We start from the raw sequence: 24,400 nt of genomic DNA, 5'->3' as shown, positions 1-24,400 counted from the left end.
TCTACTCCAGATACAGTCAACGGTACAGCCATTTTCAAGGGAAAAATGTACCCAGTAGCCTCTTTTCAATTTTTTCTGAGAAGCGACCTGCAGTAAGGGTTTTGTTAATTTTTTAGTATTTCTGTATGGGGGAAGTCCAGAAATAATGATTCTCTAGGGATTGTACCAAAGCAGATCGATCAATATTAATATCATCTTTTTTGGCTTCTAGCCATTTTTTTAGTAGATGAGATAACTTGATCAAATCCATTAATAAAATTGACTCAAAAGTATAAGACGGAGTGATATAAGTTAGAATTTTAAAATGACTACCCAGTGCTTCAATAAGCTTATCACGGTGATCATCTTCAATAAAATCACGATCAAAGACGAGAAAAGCCTTACTCCAAAGCGTTTCTTGATTCTTAATTTGCTGAAAAACTGTCTTATAACTAGGTAAATCCTTAAAAATTTGAGAGACTCCACCTATCACCCAAAAGACATATTTTTTGGTATTTACCCCTAAAGTCATTTTTTGTAACAATGTATAAATTGCTTTTGCATCATCCTGACCTTCCACAAATAAAATATGATCTGCCTCAATAGCATTGATAACGTCCAAACCATTACTATTACCCAAAGAACTAATAATCGGATTTAGACTAGAGGGATAAATTCCTTTAAAACGATAGCCAACATCTAAACTCTGTTCATCTTTAACCACAGAAGTATAGTAATAGTTGGGTCTGTTTTCAATATGAAAAAGCTGATACAGAGGAACCTGACGAATTAGAGTCTCATTATGAGTTGTTAAAAAGATTTGAGTATTTGTCGAAAATCTAAGAACCGTATCAATTAAACGTTTTTGAATATCCCGATGAATATGACTATCAGGCTCATCAAATAAAATTAAGTTTAGGTCTCTAGTTTTTTCTGGCGCGTAAAGATTCAATAAAATAAGAATAATTTGTAACGTTCCACTTCCCAATAGAGAAATATCTTTCTCAATGTCTTGTGACTCAATTTTATAATCAATCACTGATTTTATATCTTTTTTGATATCACTTTTAGGGAAAAACTCAATTCTTTTCTCGTTGTTAAAGAGAATATACGATAAATCTCCAATAAAATTATCGTAAAGATTTTCATTTCGAGTTGTATCATAATAAAGATTGTATAAACGATTACGAACAACTTCAAAAGACTCTCTTTTTTGAATAGATTCAATAATTTGTGGACGAGTCACAAATCTCTCCTCAGTTCTGATGGTGGCTACAGGAGAGGCAAAAGATGCACTAATAGGGTTGGGAAAATTTTCAAAAAACTCATTGAATTCTCTAAAGTTATATTTGCTATAATTCAAAAGATCGATAACATAATTTAAACCAGAGGTCTTGATAGAAAAACCAATTTCTAAATTTCTATCTACTTTGTTTAATAAATTTCTATCTACTTTGTTTAAGGTAATAGATAATTCAATAGGAGCAGTTGTATCACGTTGATAAAAAATATCGTCAATATTTGAAGTTCTAACCGTTTTAATAGTTTCGTAAGGAAAATATTTTTCTGTTGTATGACCGAGAATATAATCACCTTTTTTGTATAACTCTTTATATCCTTTGCCCGCTTGCCGAATTAGCTTATTAAAACACTCATGCCAAAGGGCGATCGCCTCTAGCAAATTGGTTTTTCCTGAATTATTAACCCCAGTAAAGACATTAAAATCAGGCTCTAAATCTACGGTAACATCTTGAAAAGACTTAAAATTTTTAATCTGAATTTTGCTGATCTTCATTCCCGTTCATCCTGCTGGAGAATTGCCTCTAGTCCAAGCTGATAATGTTCAATGCTTGTAACAGGTTGCCGTCCTAGCGTAACCGCATCTCGAATGACATAAACTTCCGACATTGTCCCACAGTTAAACACCATATAGAGCCAATAGTCCCGCTTTAATCGTTCGGCTGTTTTATACTTATCTCTGATGCTAACACAATTGGGAAGTAGGTTAGCCCAATTACATCTATAGCAGTTTTCATCAGAATGAGGTATGGGCAAGGAGCTTAAACCCTTTGTTTGCAAAACTTGTCGACACCTCACTAACGTGAAAAGTGCTATAATTCGATTGAAAAAGCGAAACCCAACAACCCCAACGCTTACTGCTTAACTCTCAAAGTAATTGGCTGATAGCATTTTTCTTTATTCGTGGCAGGCATCCTACTCGCATCTCCCACCCCCCCTGCCCCCCCCGACATCGGGGGGGTCGGGGGGGCAAGGGGGGGGAGAGTCCGGCCTCTGGGTTTTCAGTGGAGACATTGAGAATCTAAGCTGTCTCGTTGAACAAGGAATTTCCGATAGTGATAGGTCAAGAATCCCCCGTCACAGCGTAGCTTGACGGTGGGAGTATGTCAACCAAGTGCCTAAGACAAGCTGTATCCCTAACAATCAAACTAGGAGCCGTGTGAGGTGAAAGTCTCATGCACGATTCTGAAGGGGGGGGGATGGAGGCGACTCCATTCCCGACCCCTAACACGCCGGCTTGAGAATATTCTTGTCACCCCATCAGGAATCCACTAAACAAAGAAGTTGGAAACAGGGATATTGCCAGTGGGTAATGTGCCGGTAATGCCTGTAACGTTAACCAGTAAGTCATTGGCACTTTGGAAACCAGCAACATTATCATTGACAATAATATAGGTTCCGGCTATCCCAACAGTGGTTACTTGGACCAGGGCCGCGCCATTAATACCAAGTGCTTGGTTTCCAGCTAAGGCACCATTGGCATCGGTAAAAACAGCATTCACGACATTGGTTAAAGTGGCAGCGGCAGAATTGGCAGCACGACTAAAGGCAGCGGGGGCAGGCAGCACACCTCCTGCGGCACTGAGCAAATCAATTTTGTCGGAGTTGATCGCAAAATCAGTGATCCGGTCAGGGTTAGCGACAGTAGATTGGGAAAATTGGAAGAGGAAGATATCGTTTCCTGTTCCCCCCGTCAAGGTATCAATACCAGCACCACCATTGAGGATGTTATTGCCACTATTACCAGTAATAACGTTATTACCTGCGTTACCAGTACCGTTAATGGCGGCTGCTCCCGTCAGTGTCAAATTTTCCACGTTTGCCGCTAAAGTCGTGGTGACAGCGGCCGTGAGAGTATCGGTTATCGTCGTGGTAGCTGCCGTCTGCGTACCAAGAGCAGCATTAGTAGGAGAAGACAAAGCTAAAGTAAAGGTCTCATCTGCTTCATTAAGGGAATCATTGAGAATGGGAATGTTGAGGACTTGACTAGTAACACCAGGGGCAAAGGTTAGAGTTCCAATGGTGGCGGTGTAATCCGATCCCGCAGTTGCTGTACCGTTAGAAGTTGCATAGTTAACGCTGATGGTTTGGCTGCTGGCGTTGGAAAGAGTGACGGTGTAGGAGGCGTTTTGAGGCGTGGTCAAACCTTCAACAATCGTCTGACTGTTGGGACTAAGATTAATCGTGGGTAATTGATAGTTGCCAAAATTAACATCAGTCAATTTTTCGCCTACTTTCAAGATCAAAGCGTAGGGGGTGCTAGGGGAGGTTTGGAGCCAGCCTGTTTGATTCACTTCTCGGATGGCATATTCTCCCGGTCCTAAGTTAGTAAAGCTGTATTTGCCGTTAGCGTCAGTAACTGTGGAAAGTTCCCAAGGATCTAGTGTTCCATTGGCAACACTATCAATGTAAATTGTCCAACCGGCTAGGGCTTTTTCATCTGCCTCCCAGATACCATTGGCATTAACATCGTTCCATTTACTGCCTTCGATGCTTCCAAGTGGAGTTGCTGTGTCTCCATTTTGAAATTCACTTTGCAGTGCCAAGTTCGCTGCCTGCTTTGCTCCTAACAAGAAGGTTTTATCCCCCGTCACCAGAAAATCAAAAGCCGCCCCATTTAAAAAAGCGCCTTCAGCAATACCAAATTCTCGTGCTGTTTTGAAAGCGTCTGCGACTGCGTTGGCATCTTGTTTCGCTAGAGTTTCTAAGGAAATAAACTCCTTGGGAAAAGGGATAGGCTCGGGATCAGGTGTAGGCTCTATAATATCTATCGGTGAAATATCTATAGGTGATACAGTTGTGGACTCGGTCAATGTAGTCAACAATGTGGTTGTTTGAAACAGAGATTCGCCCTTGCCAACTCGCCAACTGTCGGCAAACGTTGTATGTATTGTTTGAACAGAGGGATTAGGATCCAAGACTGTGCCATCACGCAGAGCGAAATCATTACTGCTATCACCATCCGGTGAAATATCTATAGATGATACAGTTGTGGACTTGGTCAATGTAGTCAAAAATTTGGTTGTTTGAAATAGAGATTCTCCCTGAGTAACTCGCCAACTGTCGGCAAACGTTGTATGTATTGTTTGAACAGAGGGATTAGGATCCAAGACTGTGCCATCACGCAGAGCGAAATCATTACTGCTATCACCATCGCCATTACCTAAGAGCCCTTGTAGTGAGCCAGCGCGATCATCAGATGGATTGACAAAAACATCAACGTAGCTCCCATTGTCTGCGGCGATGACGACATCGTTGTCCTCGGCTGTGGAGAAATTACCGTCTAGTCCGGCATAGGTGAAGGTGTACTGATTCCCTGAGCGCTGGATTCTCGTGTTACCAAACAATGCACTGTCGCCACTGCTTAGATTATACGTTGCTCCATTAACTTTTAATTCTTGACCAATGGCAAGCTCTGAATCATAAACAAAAGTTTTGCCGTCTAGTCTGATCGCAAAGGCTGTATTGACAGAAACTTGAGCACCTGTATACCAAGGTTTTTGAACGGTTTGCACTTGAAAATCATCAGTTAGAGACTTGACATAAATGAACGTTCCAACTGCTTGCAAATCATAGGGTTTGCCATCAAAGGTAGAAAGATGCACATCACCCCAGCCGTGGCCTTGACCAACTACCGGGCGGGAGGTAAAAAAGATCGAGAAATCTTGACCTGTAAAAACCGGAACAGAGCCGAGTGTACCATTAACAAAAACATTAAAACTGGTGTCCCAGGGGGAAATACTCCGCGATGGAAGATAAATTTGCTCTATGTACTCTACAGCACCAGCGCCAGTGATCAAATCCACGCCAGCGCCACCAACAACAGCGTCAGTGCCGACAAAGCTAGACCCACCAAACGATCCGGCATTAAACGCAGTATAAATCGTGCCTGTGGTCGTTCCTTGTAGATAAACATCTAAGTTGGCGTCTGTATCAGCAGTGCTAGGTGTTCCCGTCCAGACCAAGGTAACTTTAGCAGATGAACTGGGACGGCGAGATATCCTGCCCAGGTTTACCGATATGCCCCGGAATGTATCTTCTGCTAGAAAATAGCTTAGAGATAGGTTGCCAAAACTTGCGTTTCCTAGGGCTTCTGCAAAGGTGTAGGCACTAGGGGTTAAGCTATTTATAGGAACAGATGGACTGGTATTGGCTATATCTGTTGGTTCCCAGAGATTTGGATTCACTGAGCCAGTTCCATTTTGTGATGTGTGTATGAGTAACCCTTTTTCTGTGGAATCAAGAGTTCTAATAACGGTATCGTTTACGGCAGCAGTATATGGGGCTACGGAGTTAACGCCACCAAGTGAATTGCCTGCGATCGGTGTGTAAGGTGTATTGGTCGTCCAAGTGGCTGAGAAAAGTACATCTTTAAAGCGAGATCTGAAGTTAGGCCACCAGAGTGGTGAAAATGCAGTTTTTGCATTTTCATAGAGAAAGTTATCTTTATTGTCTTGAACCATTAATAGGTTTTGAGACCACAACAAATTCAATGGTGTAAGAGGCATAGTGGTAAAAGTCTTGAACGCTTCATACACCATATCTTAATCATTCGCTTGCGCCAAATCAATAAGCAAAAATACTGAATTAGCTGTAGCAGAAATGTTGAATTTGTCCATAAAACTTTACATACAAGCCAACGATAACAGGCGTTCGCTTAGAGAGATTAAATTTCCCTCTTGGGATCAAATTAAGTTAACATAGCGCAGTTTATTAAGTAAAGTATCCCCATATATTTGAGGAATTTGCCTAAGCTGTAAAATCAAATATACAATTAATATAAGTGGGTGGTTGGAATTAAATATAAAATGAACGTAGGTTGGGTTGAAGCATGAAACCCAACGCCCGCTCATGTTACGCTACCGCTAACCCATCCTACAAATAATTGTGCCTCCCTACTTAGAACCAGTTTTAGCATCTACACCCATCACTAATTTCATCTGATGATAGCCTGACATCCAAAACAATTTGGGCGTTGCTGATTTGAGATATGAATCTTCTTTTCTGGTATTTTTAAAACCTAGAGCCAAACTAACTTTTGCATCTGATGCAAAGTTTGCATTCATACCTTGATTCAGCAACGCCTAAACTAATGCAATTGTACTGATAGCTGCCTGTAAGCATCCCACCGAAAAACTAATGCGCTCCGGGGTTGGGATTGAGTGATAAAATCGGAAATAACGCCCAGTTTTAGCCGAGAGTTTCCCTTTCAAAATCCCAACTCAGTAGATTGACAAAAATTGAGCTGCAGCCTCAGTTCTGATCACCGATCACTGAAATCGCCAAAATTAAGCGATAATGTAAAGTAAGGTAAAACTTTCTGGACAAATTCTTATTATGGTGTTATTCGGATTCGGAAAAAAATTAACTTTGCCCACAGCAAGGGAAGCACTACCCGGGCGATCGGAAAAAATGCCCGTACCTAGCGGCCACTACGTTAACGGTCATCCTTTGCAGCCCCCCTTTCCCACCGGTATGGAAACCGCAATGTTCGGTTTAGGCTGTTTTTGGGGAGCAGAGCGGAAATTTTGGCAACTAGAAGGAGTTTACACCACGGCCGTAGGTTATGCGGCTGGTATCACCCCTAATCCCACCTATCAGGAAGTGTGTAGCGGCATGACTGGGCATAATGAAGTGGTCTTAGTGGTCTATGATCCCAGTGTGATTTCCTACGAACAACTGTTAAAGGTTTTCTGGGAAAGTCATAATCCCACCCAAGGAATGCGTCAGGGTAATGATACGGGAACTCAGTATCGATCGGGTATCTATACCTATAGTCCCCAGCAAAAGCAATTAGCGGAAAAATCCCGATCGATCTACCAAGAAGCTCTCAATAAAGCGAACTACGGTCAGATTACCACGGAAATTCTCGACGCACCTGAATTTTATTATGCTGAAGTTTATCATCAGCAGTATTTAGCGAAAAACCCCGGCGGTTACTGTGGTTTAGGGGGAACGAAAGTGGAATGTCCGATCGCTCTTGATCTGAAGTTAAATTAAGTAGGGTTAGCCTTCAGTTATCAGTTATCATTCAGATCACAAAATATCTTTTCTTTTTTGCAACCAAGAGGTAAGGAGAAAATAAATAAGGGAATGAAGAATTAATACTCCCCAATTCAATAACAAATTATTGATAGATAATTGATAAACTTGATTGGTATCCTCAAAGGGTAAAGGGAAATTAAAAGTATTTTGTTCTTTCGCTTCTGCAATCATAGCTTCCACCTCTACTAATACCCCATAGGCAGCAATTGACCAGCGACTAATCATCAACCATGATAGATATTTTCCCAGACCTTCTAAGCTAAATAATACCCCGGCAAAGATAATCTGAGGAATTAAAATTAAAGGTAAGGCACTATTTGCTTGAGTGATATTACTAACGCCAGCAGAAATTAATAAACCGAGATTAATTGCCGCAAATATAGTTAAAAATGTGGTGATAAAACAGCCAATTAACCAGGTCATTAATTCCGGTTGCGGGTCAGTAAATCCCCAAAATATCACGCAGGTAATTACAATTGTTTGCAGAAAAGCTAAGGCTGCTAAAACCATAATTTTTGAGAATAAATAGGGTAATAATCCCAGATTAACTAATCTTTCTCGCTGATAAATAGCTGATTCTTTGACAATTTCCTGTAGGGAACAGGCAAAACCTACCCACAATTGCGCGCAGGTAAAAACAAAGAGAGTTTTTAAGGCTAAAGGTGCCGATTGGATAGCATCTTCAAACCTGGGATTATCTCCCAAAAATAAAGGATTTTTGCCCCCTGAAACCACGGCCATTAATAAAATTCCGATCGGGGCGGTTAATAGGTATAAAATTAAACTAAATTGATCACGGATAATTAACTGGCTATAGCGTTGACATAAGACCTGTAGTTGTTGCCAAAAAGATTGTTGAACCTGTTGCGGTTTACTATGATTTTGCTGAAATATTTTACCAATTCTTGCTTCAATATTATTTTTGTAGTAGTCGGATTGTTGGAAACGTTGACATTCTTGCTCAACTTTTTCCCTAGTTTCTAGATGAATATAAATATCGGCAAAATCCCCCTGAGGTAAAGAGAAAAAATTTAAGGCCTCCCCCGGAGAACCAAAATAACATAAATTGCCCCCTTGACCAAGAAAAACTAATTGATCGCAGAGATTGATATTATTAGTAGCATGGGTGACTAGGAGAATTGTTCTGCCTTCTTTGGCCAATTTTGCCAGCAATTCCATCATCTTTTTATCTAAACCGGGGTCTAATCCCGAGGTGGGTTCATCTAAAAAGAATAATTTGGGATTAGCTAATAATTCTACCGCAATACTCACCCTTTTTAATTGACCACCGCTTAAGTCTCTGACTAAAGTATTTCTTCTTGCTAACAATTCCACCTGCTCCAGGGTTTTCTCGATCACTTCTTGGCAATTAATATCCGGAGGTAGCCTTAATTTAGAGGCATAATATAACACTTCTCCCACGGTTAAATCCCTGTGGACGATATCGTATTGGGGAACATAACCGATTTGGGTGCGATAGATATTAAAATTCTGGCGCAGCTCTTCCCCATTCAGATAAACAGTTCCCGAGGTGGTGGGTTCAATTCCCAATAAAGTCTTTAATAAAGTCGATTTTCCCGCACCACTTCCCCCAACAATCGCCACTAATTGACTCGGTTCGATCGGTAAGGAGATATGATTGAGAATTATCAAAGGTTGTTTCTTTTTATCCCGCACCATCCTGACGATATCTTCGGCATCCAGACGGATATTATCCCCCGTATCTAATAAAACTAAGTCATCTCCCTGCAACCGAAAACTATAGGGGCCGATTCTCACCGTACAACCGTTAGTTAAAATGGCACTACCCGATACTTTTTCTCCGTCGATAAAGACTCCATTGGTGCTTTTGTCGTAGAGAATATAACGATTCTGGTTATCGCTATCGATAATCGCGTGTTGTCGGGAAATTGTCGGCGCGTCTAAAACCACAGTGGCAGCATTATCTCGTCCTAAAACTACACTGCGATTGCCTAGGGAAACCGATTTAAAAGCTAAAGGTGGGCTTTTTACTGGTTGGTTAGGATGATAATAGGTGATCTTGACCGAATTTTTGACATCTTGACCGATATTAATCTCATCCCCATTTCGTAAAAGATAGCCCTCTTTGGGAGTAATCACGCGATTGTTGATAAAAAGTTGATTGGAACTAGGATTAGTCCCGTCTCCATCGTAGATGTAGTAATCATCTCCCTGACGACGAAAACAAGCTTGTACTCGACTCACCACCGTCCAGTGTTGGGGAACAACTAAATCCACCTGTTGACCATCCCGCCCCAATTTATAATTAGGACGACTCAGATTAATAGAAGGGAGAAATTCTCCCTGATTGTTAAGAATAATGTAGGGTTCTTGACTAATAACCGTTTTAATGTTGGGAGAATTGGTCATAAAAAGTCGATCGGTAGATGGCGTTCGCGGGGGACAGTAAGAAGCTAAGATAGAATTGATGTCTCGATCGCTACTGTTAACCTCAGAGTCTGGAACGAACTCTAGAGATCATGTTAGTAAAACTTCTTAGGATCGATCGAGCTTGTCTAAATTCCTATTCCTAAGACCTATCCACAGGTTATCGTGCTGTTAGACGATGGTTACAACTCCTATTTCTCCTACCGCCAAGGTTTCTAAAGTCGAAGGTATCAAAGAACGCAGTAATTATCTACGAGAACCTTTGGCCAGTGAACTCCTCGAAGATACAACCCATTTTACCGATGCGGCGGTGCAGATCCTCAAGTTTCACGGTTCCTATCAACAGGATAATCGCGACAATAGAGCCAAAGGTCAAGAAAAAGACTATCAAATGATGTTGCGTACCCGCAGTCCGGGGGGTTTTATTCCCGCGCAACTATATCTTACCCTCGATAGTTTGTCCGATCGCTACGGTAACGGCACTTTACGGGTGACAACCCGCCAAGGCTTCCAATTACACGGCATTTTAAAGAAAAATCTCAAAGCTACCCTCGGGGAAATTATCCGCAGTATGGGATCCACTTTAGCGGCCTGTGGTGATGTTAACCGCAATGTCACCGCACCGCCAGCCCCCTACAAAAATCGCCCCGAATACGGCTATGCTTGGGAATATGCCAATAATATCGCCGATTTGCTCACTCCCCAAACTGGAGCCTACTACGAAATTTGGCTCGATGGCGAAAAAGTTATCAGTGCAGAAGAAGCGCCGGAAGTCAAGACCGCGAGACAAAAAGATACAAATGGGATTAACAAAAACGATCCGATCGAACCGATCTACGGTCAACATTATATGCCCCGTAAGTTCAAGATCGGTGTCACCGTGCCGGGAGACAACTCCATCGATATCTACACCAATGACCTCGGTTTGGTGGTGATTACCGACGCAAACGGTCAATTACAGGGTTTTAACGTCCTTGCGGGGGGTGGACTGGGAAGAACCCACAATAAGGAAGAAACTTTCCCCAGAATGGCCGATCCGATCGGTTATGTGAGCAAAGAGGAGGTATATGATCTGGTAAAAGCGATCGTGGCAACCCAAAGGGATTACGGCGATCGCGGCGATCGTCGTCATGCCAGAATAAAATATATCCTCGAAGAATGGGGAGTAGAAAAATTCCGCAGCACTGTTGAGGGTTATTTCGGCCAAAAAATTGCCCCCTACCAACCCCTCCCCGATTGGAAATATCAAGACTTTTTGGGATGGAATGAACAGGGAGACGGAAAATTATTTTTTGGTCTTTCTGTGGAGAATGGCCGGGTCAAAAATGAAGGCAGTTTTCAGCTAAAAACCGCCTTAAAAGTGATTATCGAGCGTTTTCAGTTGCCCATGCGCTTGACGGCTAACCATAATATCATTCTCTACGAAATCGAACCCCAGGATCAACAAGCGATCGAGGCGATCCTGAAAGAACACGGAATTATCACCAATCCCGCCGAAATTGACCCTTTAACCCGTTATGCCATGGCCTGTCCCGCTTGGCCCACCTGTGGATTAGCGATTACTGAGTCAGAAAGAATTTTACCCAGCGTGATTGAACGCATTCGCGCCCTGCTTAATCGCTTAGGATTATCCCAAGAGCAATTTGTCATCCGCATGACAGGATGTCCCAATGGCTGCGCGCGTCCCTATATGGCAGAATTAGGATTTGTGGGTAGCGCTCCCAACTCCTACCAACTCTGGTTAGGAGGAACAGCCGATCAAACTCGACTAGCGCGCCCCTATTTGGATAAAATGGCGATCGATGATCTAGAAAAGGTCTTAGAACCGATTTTCGTTTACTTCCAACAGGATCAACAAAATAACGAGACCTTCGGAGAATTCTGTCATCGAGTCAATTTCCCTGCTTTACAAGCATTTTCAGCCACCTACACACCTAAAATGACCGAAACTACTACTACTGAATCAAAACCCAAACGCGTGCGTAAAAATCAAAACCGTGTCAGCGTCCCCGATGATATGTTTGTCCGTCTCAAGGAAGCTTCGGAAACGGAAAAACGGCCGATGAATCAAATCATCAATGAGGCACTAGAGGCCTATTTTAGCCAAAAATCCTAATCAGTTATCAGTGACCAGTTATCAGTGACCAGTTGCCAATTGAAGAGAATTAACTTTTGAGAGTTATCTGGGAAGATTACCAATAACTCTTAATTCTCGTATATATCCTCAGTCTATGCTTAAAAATGAATGAGGGAAGTCCGGTCATATCAATTTGTACCCCTCTGGTGGGAAATTATGACAATCTCACGAACTAAAACAAATCCTTGGCAAAAGCGTTCCGGAGAGGATGTTAAAAAATTATCAGATAATGAAATTAATGAAAAATATGAACAAGGTGAACGAAGATTATTATTAGAAATGAATCGAGAAAAGTTGCCTAGTTTTGCTGAGTCTTTAAATAAACCTAACTATATGGAAAAGCGTCCTTTCTATCAGAGACGGGATCGCTGGGACGCACAAAAACAATCGAGACTAATTGAATCTTTTTTGATGAATATTCCCGTACCTCCTCTGATTCTCTATGAAACTTCCTATAACTCCTATGAAGTAATGGATGGTCAACAAAGAATCACAGCAATTGAGAATTTTTATAATAACAAATTAAAATTAACAGGGTTAGAGATCTGGCCTGAATTAGAAGGAAGAACCTATAAAAGTCTTCCTGCAAAAATCAAAGATGGTATCAATCGACGAGCCATTTCAACTATAGTTGTTATTACCGAGTCTCTATCGGACCCAGAGGAAGCTTTATCTTTAAAACAACTGGTTTTTGAACGCCTCAATACAGGAGGTGTATCTTTGAGTCGCCAAGAAATAAGAAACTGTCTTTACTCTGGGAAATTCAATGAACTTTTATTAAAGCTTTCTGAGAATACTATTTTTGCTAAAGCTTGGGATATTCCTATTAATGATAAAGAAGAACTTAAAGAAAGTGGATTTTATAAAAAGATGGAAGATGTAGAATTAATCCTCCGTTTTTTTGCCTTGAGGGATATTGAGCAATATACTGGTAATTTATCTAAATATCTGGATAATTATATGATGAAAAAAAGTCTTAATTTTTCCGACGAGAATATCCAAGAGTTCGAGCAAGTATTTAACCAAACTATAGAGTTAGTATCTAACATTTATCAGGTTCAGTTATTTAAGCCTTTCGATAGTAAAACCAAAACACATAAATCGAAAGCTTATAAAGTTTACTATGATGCAGTGATGATCAGTTTCAGCAACCATTTATCTGATTATCAAGAATTAATTACTAGAAAATCAGCAATAGTTCAAGAAACTATCAGCTTATTTACTCAAGATTCCCAGGGAATTACTCATCAAGATAAAAAATTAAAAAAAGGACTTTTCACCGGAGAAGGGGATACCAAAGATGATTTTAAAGCTCGTATTCAAATTTTTGATTCTCTGATTCAACGAGTTCTTAAGCAGAGTATTTGAGAATGTTTGAAGGACTTTTAAATAACCTAAAGGATGAGATAAATACCATTCAATCAATAATTAATATCAGTGAAAAACTTAGAGAAATTATTGCGGATAATCCTTCACAACTCAACACAGAAGACTTAAAATATCTTCAAGCAAACGCTCCTCTAACAAGAAAGTGGCTAGTTAACGATCATTGTTCATCTATCACAAGGTTATATGCTCTTTACGAAAATTTTGTCGAAAATCTAGTGGGAGATTGGACTATTTTGCTGCCTCAATTATATAGTTGCTATCAAGATTTACCTGAATCTGTAAGAAATAAGCATCAGACTGGTTGTGCTACATTACTGGGCAATGAAAATAAAAGAAATCGCTTCGATTCTCTTTCAGAGAGGGACATTATCAAAAATTTATTTGATACTGAATACAAAAATACAACTAAATATAATCTCACATCAGCTGCTTTTTTGTTACATGAAGCTAATCTGAGAAAAGATCAATTAACCAGACTTTTAGTCGATGCTGGCATATCTGCAACTGATTCTTGGCAATGGATAGAAAATCATAAAAAAGTTAAGAATTTTATTGACAATAATAGTAGGGGTAGTGTGGAAAATGAATTAAAGAATTTTATAGAACTTCGTAATAATTCTGCTCATGGTAAAGAAATAGATACCGTTCTTAATGCCAATGAGTTACTACAATTATGTGATTTTGTCGAAGCTATATGTCAAGCTATGAGTGAATTAGTTCTTTATTGCTTTGTTGATAGGAAGAAAAAGATAGGAAAGCTTCAAAAGATCGGTAAAGTTGTCAATTGGTATCAACAGCAACAAGCTTGCGCTATCAAAATATCAGATGAGCCACAGGAACCCAATAAAAGACTAGAAGTTGGTAAAAAAGTTTTTTTAGTCAGTGAAAATAAAAAAATATGTCAAAATGCTATTATTGAAAGTATTCAAATTAATAAAAATGGCAAAAATACCCCTCGCCGAAGAATTCCAATAAGAGAGATAAAAGATTCTGAAATAGGCTTAAAATTTGACAAAGAAAGTCAAAAAGGATTAGAAGTTTATTTAGTTATTTCGGAATGATTGAAATGAATATAGCGTTTCTGGTAAATATGAAGTATAACCGGATTTGGCATCGTCTCCCCACTCCCCAACCCAAGGTGAGCGCATCTCAAACGCTATTGACAATTGACCAATTTTGTGATCTGCGTGGGCATTTCAAGTGATACCAGTCAATCAGAATAGTTACGAACTCGACCGATTTGGTCGATTTTTGCTTAACAATTGAGATGGCAAATTCTCCTCAAATATGCCTGAATCGTGGGTAAGCAACTCACATAAAGTTCATTTTGTCAAGGATCCTTAAGATGCGCTTACCCTGAAGTAGCTATAAGCTCACAGCCATTTTTTATTTATCGGCCAACGGAATCAAGTGGCGAGCGATGTCCCATGACTTGCCAAGATGACAGAGCGTCTATAGCTATTTTTCGGGGTTGGAAAGGGGACGGTACTGATAGCATTTTTCAAAAGTAATGGCAGATATGGTTAATTGCCCTCACCCCCAACCCCCCCTGCCACCCCGATGTGGGGGGTTGGAGGGGCGCGAGAGGGGTGTAGAATGCCTGCCATGAATAAAGAAAAATGGGATAACCTCATCCCTAAACCTTATTGCCGATTCCATCCAGGAATACTGTTAGGAAGTGAAAATTTATGTCACAATGACTCTATAAGGGCGATTTTTTAGTGATCGCCGAGGCCGTCTATTAATCGAATCGATGTCTTTGAAGAACGTAGCCCCAAACCGGAAACCTGACTTTTCTTACCCATTCTTGCCACTACTAGCGGAATCTTTCTCCCTTTTGTGTTATCCACGGGAATTTTTGAGCTATTGCTGAGATTGGCATTTTGTCACTTCCCGTTAGTTGAATTCAACAAAAGAAGCTGTTTAGGAGCAATTTATGTTACACCGCAAGATTTATCAATTCTGTATGGATGGTCAGGAAGTCTGCATTTTCTTGCGCGATCAGCAAAGATGGATTGATAATGCTCGTATTGTCGATCTAGAAAGCGATCTCGTCACCATTCGCTACGAAACAGAGGAAGAAGACGAAATTAGTTCTTGGGAAGAAATGGTGCGTTTAGAAAGTATTGGTGCGGTGAGCAGAAAACTGGCCTCGGTGTCGCGGACGAATCCTGATATTAATGTCTCGGAAGATTGTCCGGAAGCAGAACAACTTTATCCCCATTCTCCCGATAGCTTAGATTAGTTTTGTCGATTTAACTGACAGTGGCTAGAAGTCCCGCGGTTTTAACCATAGCCAAGGGACTTTTAGGGAATGGAAGGGAAAAGAGTCGGTAAGAATCACCACTTGTTGTCAAATTATCCTAAGTAGTCGTGCAAAATTAATTTCTTGGTTAGGATAGGCAAAAGGCAAGAAGTAGTTAGATATGTGTAATTGATTGTGTCTAGCTACTTAAAAGCCGCCAGATTTTCTCTATTATAAGCTGGAGGAGCAAAATGAATTCTAATCCCTACTTCGCTGCCAAGTATATCTATCAAAAATTTGTGGCAGTAGTAATAGTTTTAATTAGTTGTTGGTTAGTGACTTTTCCAGCCTTCGCCGGCTCCGCCCCTCTAGAAGTTAAAATTAGTCTAGGCTCCGGCCAAGGAGAATTAAAATTCTTTCCTAGTCAATTAGACTTTATTGCCGGACAAAAATACAAATTAATCCTCGATAATCCCAGTCCCACTAAACATTATTTTACCGCTAAAGACTTCGCTGATGCTAGTTGGACGCAGAAAGTTGAAGCGGGAAAAGTGGAGATTAAAGGGGCAATTCACGAACTAGAATTAAAACCTAATGCACAGGCAGAATGGGTAATAGTTCCTCTCAAAACTGGTAAGTATAAATTAATCTGTACTATTCCGGGTCATGCCGAAGCGGGAATGGTGGGAGAAATCGCCATTAATAACCCATGAATTTAAGAAAAATTGTCTCCTTTGCTTTCCTATTATTTATTCCCCTATCGGTGGTCGCTAGTCGTCTTAATTGGGGAGATCAAGCTATTTTTATCACTGCCGCTTTATCGATCATTCCCCTGTCAATTTGGTTAAGTACGTCTGTGGAAAGAGTTGCCGTAGTCACCGGGCCAACTTTGGGAGGATTAGTTAATGCTATCTTCGGCAATACTACCACTTTAGTTATTGCCTTAATTGCCCTAAAAAAAGGCTTGGTGGACATCGTACAAGCCAGTATTACCGGTAGTATTCTCAGCGATTTATTATTATTTATGGGCATGGGAATGCTCACGGGAGGAATTCGCTACAAAGAGCAGGAATTTAAACCGATTTTAGCGCGGGTAAATGGTTCTTCCATGACTTTAGCAGTAATAGCGATCGCTTTACCAACTTTGGTAATATATACTTCTAACGTGGTGGAAGTTGCCGATATTCTCAGTCTTTCCCTAGTCACCGCCACGGTTTTATTAATAGTTTACGGGTTAACTTTATTATTTTCCCTCAAAACCCATAGCTATCTCTACGAAGTGGGATTAAGTAATGAAAATACCCCCGACAATCAGGTTAGTGAGGAAGAAAAAGCTCAAGTCTGGATTTGGTTACTTGTGCTGCTTACTTCCACCGTAGCTGTAGCTTATGAGTCGGATTTATTTGTTGATGTAGTGGAATCGGTGATGGAAGGATTTCATCTCACTCCTCTCTTTATCGGGGTGATTTTCATCCCTTTAATTAGCGATGTTTCTGGAATAGTTACCGTCACTCAATTAGCCCTAAAAAATCAGATGGATTTAACGGTTTCCGTGGCTATGGGTGATAGTTTATTGGTGGCTTTATTCGTGGCACCTTTATTAGTTTTTATCGGTCAATTTTGGCAGCAACCGATGGATTTAAATTTTAATCCCTTTAACGTGGTGGCTTTAATTGTAGCGGTGATTGTTACTAATTTAATCAGCTTTACTGGTCGTTCCAATTGGTTAGATGGAACCCTATTACTAGCCACCTATTTAATCTTGGCAGTAGCTTTTTATTACCATCCCGCCTAGCCAAAAAAGAGATTTAGGTATTTTCTGATATTTCTGTCTTAGAATGGATCGGTATCACCTTACCGCCGCAGGATTGCTGATGATGAAAAGAGGGTTTTGGTTTGTCGTCGGGTTAGTAGTAACGATAATTCTGCTTCCTTCCCTAGTTCTTTCTAATTCCATCGGTGAACAGGGAATTTATGCCGATCGCCTGCGGGCGGAACCCTATAATTTATTAGGGCGAAAAATTGCCATCGGTCAAGTGGAAATCGGACGACCGGCTCAGTTCGGTTATGATAAAGTGGCAGCTTGGCGACCTCCCTATAAGTTAGCCGGTGTTTTTTTTCGCGATCAAATTGCCAAACCCAACACCTATCTCGATAATCACGCCGCTATGGTGGCAACGGTGATGGTCAGTGATGATAAAAAAATCCCCGGAGTTGCCCCAAAAGCGAGATTATATTCGGGGGCGGTGGGTTCTTTGCGACGGGGCGGACAACCGGAAGAATGTCTGGCTAGTCAAAATATTGCCCGACAAAATAGCGGTGATGTGCGCGCCATTAACTTTAGTTTTGGGGAATCTTTGCAAAGAGATCAAAGACAGGAACCAAAATTAGATGGTCAAGCTTTATTAACTCAATGTGTTGATTGGTCATCGCGAGTTGATGATGTTCTTTATGTAATTGCTGGTAATCAAGGTAAGGGAGGAATTCCCATTCCCACCGATCATTTTAACGGCATTACTACCGCCTATACAGCGAAAAGAGAAGGAAAATTTACTAAAGTTGATTTTGCTAATATTAGTGCTTTGCCGGTGGGTATTGGTCGCAGTTTAATTAAACGGGAAATTAATGATGGTTCGCGGCGGTCAATTAATTTAGTTGCTCCCGGCAATAAAATAGAGCTTTATGACCTCAAAGGTAAATTAAATACTGTTAGTGGCACCAGTTTCGCCGCCCCTCATATTACGGCATCGGTGGCACTTTTACAAGAATACGGCGATCAACAAATTAATCAAAAAAATCCCCATTGGAGTGTCGATTCTCGTCATCATCAAGTGATGAAGGCAGTGATGCTTAACGCTGCCGATAAAATTAAAGATACGGGGGATGGGTTACGGTTAGGTATGAGACGGACGGTCTTAACTAAAGACCAAAAAACTTGGTTAGAGTCCGATGCTTATAAAGATCCGAAAATTCCTTTAGATATGCAGATGGGGACGGGACATCTTAACACTTTTCGCGCCTACCAACAGTTTAGTAATGGTCAATGGTCTGCCGCAGAATCTATTCCTGCCATTGGTTGGGATTACGGTACAGTTACCGCTAATGATTATCAAGATTATGCCCTAGAGAAGCCATTAAAAGCTAATAGTTTTGTCTCGATAACTTTAGCTTGGGATCGTTTAGTAGAACTAATCGATACTAACCGCAATAATCTCTATGATCTCGATGAAAGTTTCCGGGATCGCGGCCTGAATAATTTAGATGTTTATCTTTTACCTGCCCAGGAGGATAATAATGCTAAATACACCTGTGCTTCCCTGAGTGATAGTGATAGTTTAGAACATATTTTTTGTCCTGTCCCCATCTCTGGAAACTATAAAATTCGGGTTCAATATCGTCAACAAGTTAACGAGAAAGAACAAGCTTTTGCTCTCGCTTGGTGGACGGTTCCCGAATAATAAAAATGATAGTAAATCCTGTTTAAAAAGTATAGGAGAGTGGGAAGATGGGAGCGATTTTTTAAAGTTCGATTGGTAGTTAATCGTACTATCTCTGAGAGACACCTCGTTTTCTTTTCGGGATAACATCGTCGGGGATGCCCCAATAGTTTGATGCCTGAGACATATTATACAGCAATAATTCGGCTGGCATTTTTTCTAAAATAACTCGGTTGAGATTAGCGGTATTGATATTCATTGCTCCCATCACAGAAGAGCCAAGTTCTTTCGATAATAGCGGAATAACCGCGTTACCAATCTCACGAAAACCATGCCATATTGTGCGGTGAAACTGAAACCAATCGGGGAATGTATGTAATCTGGCGGCTTCTCGTACAGTAATACAACGAGGAATAGAATAGTGAATGGGTCTAGGAGCAGTATAGGCCCCTTTGTCACTATTAGTTCCGGCCCGGAGAGTATTACATAAACCAGTGGGAGAAAGCTTTAAAAAGCGACTTTTTGGTTCCACTGTACCCGGTTCGGTTATGATAAATCTATCAATTGATCTTTGGGTATGAACTGAGCCTATATGTCCATAGATTTTTGTATCTACTGTTCTTTGATGGCAAAGTTTAAAAATATCCCCTGGCTGCACTGAATATTTTTTCCTCTTACCACTATAATCTAATTTTGATGCAGGTATGCCTAAATCAGTATCGATAAAGGCAGGTATTAATTCTAAATCTGAAATCGCATCATAGACGCTGGTAAAAGCTGATTTTTTGGCTGAGTTTAAATCGACGGTCTTTGTCAAAGGATATTTAGCCATCGGCACGTCTTTTCGACTACCAATTAAGATTAATCTTCTGCGCTTTTGTGGTGCGCCATATTCACTGGCATCAAGGATTTTAATTGGCTGATTAATTGTATAGCCAATAGCTTCAAATTCAGAAATTAACTCCTCTAAAAATTGTTTGTGTTTACCCGTAGCCATGCCGGGGACATTTTCAAAGATAAAATACTTGGGTTTAATTTCTGCTACAATCCGCAGATATTCAAATACAAGAGAATTTCTAGGATCATCTATTTGTCGTTTACCAATCAATGAAAAACCTTGGCAGGGGGGACCGCCGGCAATTAAACTAACATCGGTGGCATAGCCTTTTAGTTTTAATAATTCCCATATTTCTCTACTTGTTACTTTGGCTATATCCCGGCAAATAGTTTGACAATAGGGAAAGTTAAAATGATGAACCAAGGAATGGACTGCATCAAACTCCACCGCTACAGCAATATCAAATCCCGCCGCTTCTAGACCAAGGGACATCCCACCGCAGCCGGCAAATAAATCGATCGCAATTGGTCTATGTTTCACTTTGATGATTAGCTCTCTATTGTCTGCCTTTCATTATACTGTAAGTAGGGAGGCACAATTATTGGTAGGATGGGTTAGCGGTAGCGTAAACTATGCGGGTGTTGGGTTTCATGCTTCAACCCAACCTACGTTCTGCTTTTTATTATACTGTATTTCTGATATAATTAAAAATTTAAGTTTTATTAAGAGTGCAATTACTTGAGCAATTTAGTAATCAATTGATCGACTTTCTCTAATTCTTGAATAATTTGTTTAACTCTTTCTAATTCGTCGGCAGGGTTAGGCGTTTTTTTCGTTTTTATTGCCGAAGAATGAGCGATTTCACCGCGTTCTTCTCCAAAAGTATCCATATTTAGTAACCAAACTTTATCTAAGTCATCACTATCGATGCCGATTGGTAAGAGTAATTTTAATAGGTTAGTTTCCTTAATCCCATGATTTTGATCGATAACTGATTTAAAACATCTAATCGCTATGTCAATTTTTTTAGTTATTTTTAGTTTATCTTCAGGCAGATTTTTCTTACCTTTAAGAGGAGTAAGGGTGTCGGGAGGAGCTTCCATTTCTTGACCAGAAAAAGCGATTACACATAACAAAACTCGACCAGCTTTACCTTGATGATCCCAGATATTTTTTGCTGTCTGTACTGTATCCCAAACTCGATCTTCAAGATAAGATTCAATCTCAGCATGAGCAAAAACTCGATAGGCAAAAGTTAAAGCTAATTGTCTTTCAGAATATTCATTTATCTCGCTAAATTTACGAGGTAGGAATTGTTTTTTTAGTCGATTCAATTCTTTGGTTAGTTGTCTAAATCTCAGAGATTTCGGCATAGTAAAAAAACTAACTATCTTAACCCCTTAAAAATAATACGATTGTCTTCCATCTGAGGAATATTGAAGTTAATATCTAATACTTTTGATAAAGCTTGACCCCATAAATGAAAACGATTGTAAGTTGCTCTAATACTTTTAGTAGTTTTTTCTACTGAGTTCCTAAATTCATTGTCAGGGTTAGATAATAATTCTTTAAAAGCATTTTCTATCTGTTCTTTGTTTTTCTCGGCAGCTGCTCTAATTAGATCATCGCAAAAGTAAAAAACCATCACATCTAAAATTGCTCGATTCAACTGACTTCGATACTTTCCTTCTTTATATAACCAGAGACGAGAAAAGTTTTTCTCTCCAAAAATATTAATTGTTGTTTGGACAGCTTTTTCAAATTGATCAACAACATTGATAATTTCATCTGAGCGGTTTTCCCATTCTTGATTGAAATTTTGACAGGTTTTATCTAGAAGTATCTTAACATCACCGCGATAATCAGATAAATAATAATGAAAAGCTACATAACGCAATAGTATATCAGTGTCGCGCATCCGGAAATCGGGATAGGAAGATTTAAATATTTTCTTTAATGCTTGACTTTCGATCGCTCGATCATCTAAAAAATTAATAAAACCCCCTGGGTGTAATGCTTGTCTTAATTCTTGAGAAGACAAAGGGGTATTTTCCACATTGAGACGCAGAAAAATTTTATGGAGGAAACTCTCCGTTTTCCAATTACGGATAACAATCGTGCGGATAGTTTGATTATCCAGTTGGTCTGAGATATCATTTAAATTGAAGTCATTTTCTAGATCCTGATATTGGCAGCCATTGAGATTATCTAGAAATTCTAAATCTTTTAAAGTAAAACTATTATTAGGTGTGGCACTGTCACCATAAAACTGTAAAATTGTTAGTAGGCGTTGTTTGCCATCAAGAACGATAAATTTCCCTTTTTCCTTATTATTAGTAGCTAAGACAATCAGTGGGACTGGAAACCCTAGAATTAGGGATTCAATAAATCGACTTTTACGAGTAATATTCCAAGCATCTCGTCTTTGAAAGCGCGGATTGAGTTGAATATTTTCTCGAATTAATTGATCGCGGATCGTTGCGGTAGTCCAATCACTTCCAGCAACAACAGTCTCGGAGATTTCTTTGAGTTGTAGCTTTTTTTGGTTTGCTGATTCTCCTGCAATATCTTCTTCTTCTTCCGCAAAATCCACCGCTTCTATTTCTTCTAAAATCTCTAACTGTGTCATGGTAGTAATTAATCTCCTCAATTGTCTATTCTGCAAAAATCCCGCCCCAATATTTGGACGGGACTAACAATCAATCAATAATTCAATACTACTCCCATTCTATAGTTCCGGGGGGCTTAGAAGTAATATCATAAACCACGCGGTTAACTCCCTTAACTTCATTGACAATGCGATTAGAAATTGTCTCCAATAAATCATAGGGAACCCGGGACCAATCGGCAGTCATTCCGTCTTCACTGCTGACTAAACGTAGGACAATGGGATAAGCGTAGGTGCGTTGATCTCCCATCACTCCCACACTGCGGACAGGCAATAAAACCGCGAAAGCTTGCCAGAAATCGTGATACATTCCCTGCTTATTAATCTCGTCGCGCACCACCCAATCTGCATCGCGCAAAATATTTAATTTATCTGCGGTGACTTCCCCTAAAATGCGAATTGCTAAACCGGGGCCGGGGAAAGGTTGACGACGAACAATTTCTTCCGGAAGACCAATTGATCGGCCTAATTTTCTCACCTCATCCTTAAATAATTTTCGCAGGGGTTCGACTAATTTAAACCGGAGATTTTTCGGCAGTCCACCAACGTTATGATGACTTTTAATTTTAACCGCGACTCTTTCCCCGGTTTTGGGATCCACATTACTATCGGCCGATTCAATCACATCGGGATATAAAGTTCCTTGGGCCAGATAATCAAAGGGTCCCAAACGATTCGATTCTTCTTCAAACACCTGAATAAATTCATGGCCGATACGACGGCGCTTTTCCTCGGGATCCGTGACGCCGGCCACTTGCGCTAAAAATCGCTCTCTAGCGTTGACATACTCGACTCTAATATGGAATTGCTCGTTAAATATCTGCATTAATCGTTCTGGTTCACCCTTACGCATGAATCCCTGATCGATAAACATACAGGTTAGTTGATCACCGATCGCTCGATGCAAGAGGAATGCTAAGGTAGAGGAGTCCACACCGCCGGATAAAGCCAATAAAACTCGCTTATCGCCCACTTTTGCCCTAATTTCTCGGATCGATTCCTCGACAAAAGCTTCCGTGGTCCAAGTGGGTTCGCATTTGCAGATATGATAGACGAAATTGCGAATTAAGGCGATTCCTCCCACAGAATGGACAACTTCCGGGTGAAACTGCACTCCAAAGAGTTTTTTCTTGTGATCGGCAATGGCCGCACAATCGGTATTATCGGTATGAGCGAGAATTTCAAAACCCGCGGGCAATTCCACGCAGGAATCCCCGTGACTCATCCAAGCGGTGGAACCGTCCTCGACATTGGTTAATAAATCGGTAGGATCGTTGATAAATAGGGATGCTTTGCCGTATTCAGCCCGTTTTGCCCGTTCTACCCTGCCCCCTAACTGCTGTACCATCAATTGCATCCCGTAGCAAACTCCGAGGATGGGTACACCTAAATTCCAAATTTCGGGATCACAGTGGGGCGCTCCAGGATCATAGACGGAATTGGGACCGCCCGAAAGAATTATTCCTTTCGGGTTGATTTGGGCCAATTGTTCAGCACTGGTACGATAGGAGAGAACTTCGGAGTAAACGTTCGTTTCCCTGATTCTGCGGGCGATTAATTCAGAATACTGGGAGCCAAAGTCAAGAATGATGATTATTTGACGATTAAGGCTATTAGTGAAGGACTCTGAGGGCAAAGTCTCTTGGGGGGTGGGAAGGGGGGTTTGAGTTGTCACTGCGATCAAAAAAAGAAACTGGCAGGAAAAGGTTAAAGATTTGTGAACTAAATCGGCTATTGTTCTGGAAATAAGCTACAATAGTATCGCCTTATTAGTTTCATTTTTTAAGACTAAATAGGGCTTGCTGAATAAATGTGAAATGTAGGCAAAGTAAGGGTTTTGGGGCTTTACGAGCGAAACAGGTGCAAGATTTTGAGAGAATCGTCGTTCAAAACCTTGCGTCTTCATCGGCCCGCGTCCTGTAGGGGCGAAGCATTCGGGCAATAACCTATCGGT

The 24,400-nt window shown here is 40.5% G+C and carries 18 protein-coding genes and 1 pseudogene; 9 read left to right on the top strand and 10 right to left on the bottom strand.

The features are described 5' to 3' along the window. Positions 1–112: 112 nt before the first annotated feature. A complete protein-coding gene (locus IM500_RS24015) occupies positions 113–1,774 on the bottom strand; it encodes an ATP-dependent nuclease (RefSeq protein ID WP_287739664.1) in 1,662 nt (553 codons plus the stop codon). Then, entirely contained in the window at positions 1,771–2,034 is a 264-nt protein-coding gene (locus IM500_RS24010) for a protein NO VEIN domain-containing protein (RefSeq protein ID WP_148204734.1), read from the bottom strand. The genes IM500_RS24015 and IM500_RS24010 overlap by 4 nt, the downstream gene beginning before the upstream one ends. Before the next feature lie 223 nt (positions 2,035–2,257). On the opposite strand from IM500_RS24010, the pseudogene IM500_RS24005 reads away from it, so the two are divergent. After that, positions 2,258–2,371 (top strand): annotated as a pseudogene (locus IM500_RS24005) (zinc ribbon domain-containing protein); the annotation flags it as partial. A 178-nt stretch (positions 2,372–2,549) separates the two neighbouring features. Here IM500_RS24005 and IM500_RS24000 read toward each other — a convergent pair. Next, complete coding sequence (locus tag IM500_RS24000) at positions 2,550–5,819, bottom strand: Calx-beta domain-containing protein (RefSeq protein ID WP_287739663.1); 3,270 nt, start codon at positions 5,817–5,819, stop codon at positions 2,550–2,552. Between the two features lie 354 nt (positions 5,820–6,173). Next, on the bottom strand, positions 6,174–6,344 hold the full coding sequence (locus IM500_RS23995; RefSeq protein WP_186814288.1) for a hypothetical protein: 171 nt from the start codon (positions 6,342–6,344) through the stop codon (positions 6,174–6,176). Positions 6,345–6,615: 271 nt separating this feature from the next. On the opposite strand from IM500_RS23995, the gene msrA reads away from it, so the two are divergent. Continuing rightward, positions 6,616–7,278, top strand: coding sequence for a peptide-methionine (S)-S-oxide reductase MsrA (gene msrA, locus IM500_RS23990; protein WP_287739662.1), 663 nt, complete (start codon positions 6,616–6,618; stop codon positions 7,276–7,278). Between the two features lie 36 nt (positions 7,279–7,314). Here the strand turns inward: msrA and IM500_RS23985 are convergent, their stop codons facing one another. Continuing rightward, entirely contained in the window at positions 7,315–9,714 is a 2,400-nt protein-coding gene (locus IM500_RS23985; protein WP_287739661.1) for an ATP-binding cassette domain-containing protein, read from the bottom strand. Positions 9,715–9,910: 196 nt separating this feature from the next. On the opposite strand from IM500_RS23985, the gene sir reads away from it, so the two are divergent. The 7 genes from sir (at position 9,911) to IM500_RS23950 (ending at position 18,961) form a co-directional block, all read left to right on the top strand. After that, the gene (sir, locus tag IM500_RS23980) at positions 9,911–11,848 is read left to right on the top strand and encodes a sulfite reductase, ferredoxin dependent (RefSeq protein ID WP_287739660.1); all 1,938 of its coding nucleotides are present in this window, start codon (positions 9,911–9,913) and stop codon (positions 11,846–11,848) included. Between the two features lie 129 nt (positions 11,849–11,977). Further along, entirely contained in the window at positions 11,978–13,237 is a 1,260-nt protein-coding gene (locus tag IM500_RS23975) for a GmrSD restriction endonuclease domain-containing protein (RefSeq protein WP_353737936.1), read from the top strand. Between the two features lie 2 nt (positions 13,238–13,239). Next, positions 13,240–14,319: an MAE_28990/MAE_18760 family HEPN-like nuclease gene (locus tag IM500_RS23970; protein WP_287739658.1), complete on the top strand. Its 1,080-nt coding sequence runs from the start codon at positions 13,240–13,242 to the stop codon at positions 14,317–14,319. Between the two features lie 875 nt (positions 14,320–15,194). Beyond that, positions 15,195–15,503 carry a DUF6679 family protein gene (locus tag IM500_RS23965; RefSeq protein WP_002757875.1) on the top strand — a complete coding sequence of 103 codons (309 nt, stop codon included), beginning with the start codon at positions 15,195–15,197 and terminating at the stop codon, positions 15,501–15,503. A gap of 251 nt (positions 15,504–15,754) precedes the next feature. Next, positions 15,755–16,216 carry a cupredoxin domain-containing protein gene (locus IM500_RS23960; RefSeq protein ID WP_190719633.1) on the top strand — a complete coding sequence of 154 codons (462 nt, stop codon included), beginning with the start codon at positions 15,755–15,757 and terminating at the stop codon, positions 16,214–16,216. After that, positions 16,213–17,298: a calcium/proton exchanger gene (gene cax / locus IM500_RS23955; protein ID WP_287739657.1), complete on the top strand. Its 1,086-nt coding sequence runs from the start codon at positions 16,213–16,215 to the stop codon at positions 17,296–17,298. The genes IM500_RS23960 and cax overlap by 4 nt, the downstream gene beginning before the upstream one ends. 43 nt (positions 17,299–17,341) lie before the next feature. After that, a complete protein-coding gene (locus IM500_RS23950; RefSeq protein ID WP_190719639.1) occupies positions 17,342–18,961 on the top strand; it encodes a S8 family serine peptidase in 1,620 nt (539 codons plus the stop codon). Between the two features lie 88 nt (positions 18,962–19,049). Here IM500_RS23950 and IM500_RS23945 read toward each other — a convergent pair whose 3' ends face one another. The 5 genes from IM500_RS23945 to IM500_RS23925 form a co-directional block, all read right to left on the bottom strand. Beyond that, positions 19,050–20,318 carry a DNA cytosine methyltransferase gene (locus tag IM500_RS23945; RefSeq protein WP_190719641.1) on the bottom strand — a complete coding sequence of 423 codons (1,269 nt, stop codon included), beginning with the start codon at positions 20,316–20,318 and terminating at the stop codon, positions 19,050–19,052. A 194-nt stretch (positions 20,319–20,512) separates the two neighbouring features. Next, positions 20,513–21,151, bottom strand: a complete 639-nt coding sequence (locus tag IM500_RS23940) for a HEPN domain-containing protein (protein WP_287739656.1) — start codon at positions 21,149–21,151, stop codon at positions 20,513–20,515. A 14-nt stretch (positions 21,152–21,165) separates the two neighbouring features. After that, positions 21,166–22,407: a DUF262 domain-containing protein gene (locus IM500_RS23935; RefSeq protein ID WP_287739655.1), complete on the bottom strand. Its 1,242-nt coding sequence runs from the start codon at positions 22,405–22,407 to the stop codon at positions 21,166–21,168. Between the two features lie 88 nt (positions 22,408–22,495). After that, positions 22,496–24,121, bottom strand: a complete 1,626-nt coding sequence (gene guaA, locus IM500_RS23930) for a glutamine-hydrolyzing GMP synthase (protein ID WP_190719647.1) — start codon at positions 24,119–24,121, stop codon at positions 22,496–22,498. Positions 24,122–24,196: 75 nt separating this feature from the next. Then, positions 24,197–24,400: hypothetical protein (locus IM500_RS23925; RefSeq protein WP_271988546.1), on the bottom strand; the 204-nt coding region annotated here is incomplete at its 5' end.

Origin of the sequence: Microcystis sp. M179S2 (genome assembly GCF_020245805.1) — a bacterium.
GTDB lineage: Bacteria > Cyanobacteriota > Cyanobacteriia > Cyanobacteriales > Microcystaceae > Microcystis > Microcystis aeruginosa.
Note: the sequence above shows the minus strand (reverse complement) of the source record. Positions and strands in the feature narration are given on the sequence as shown.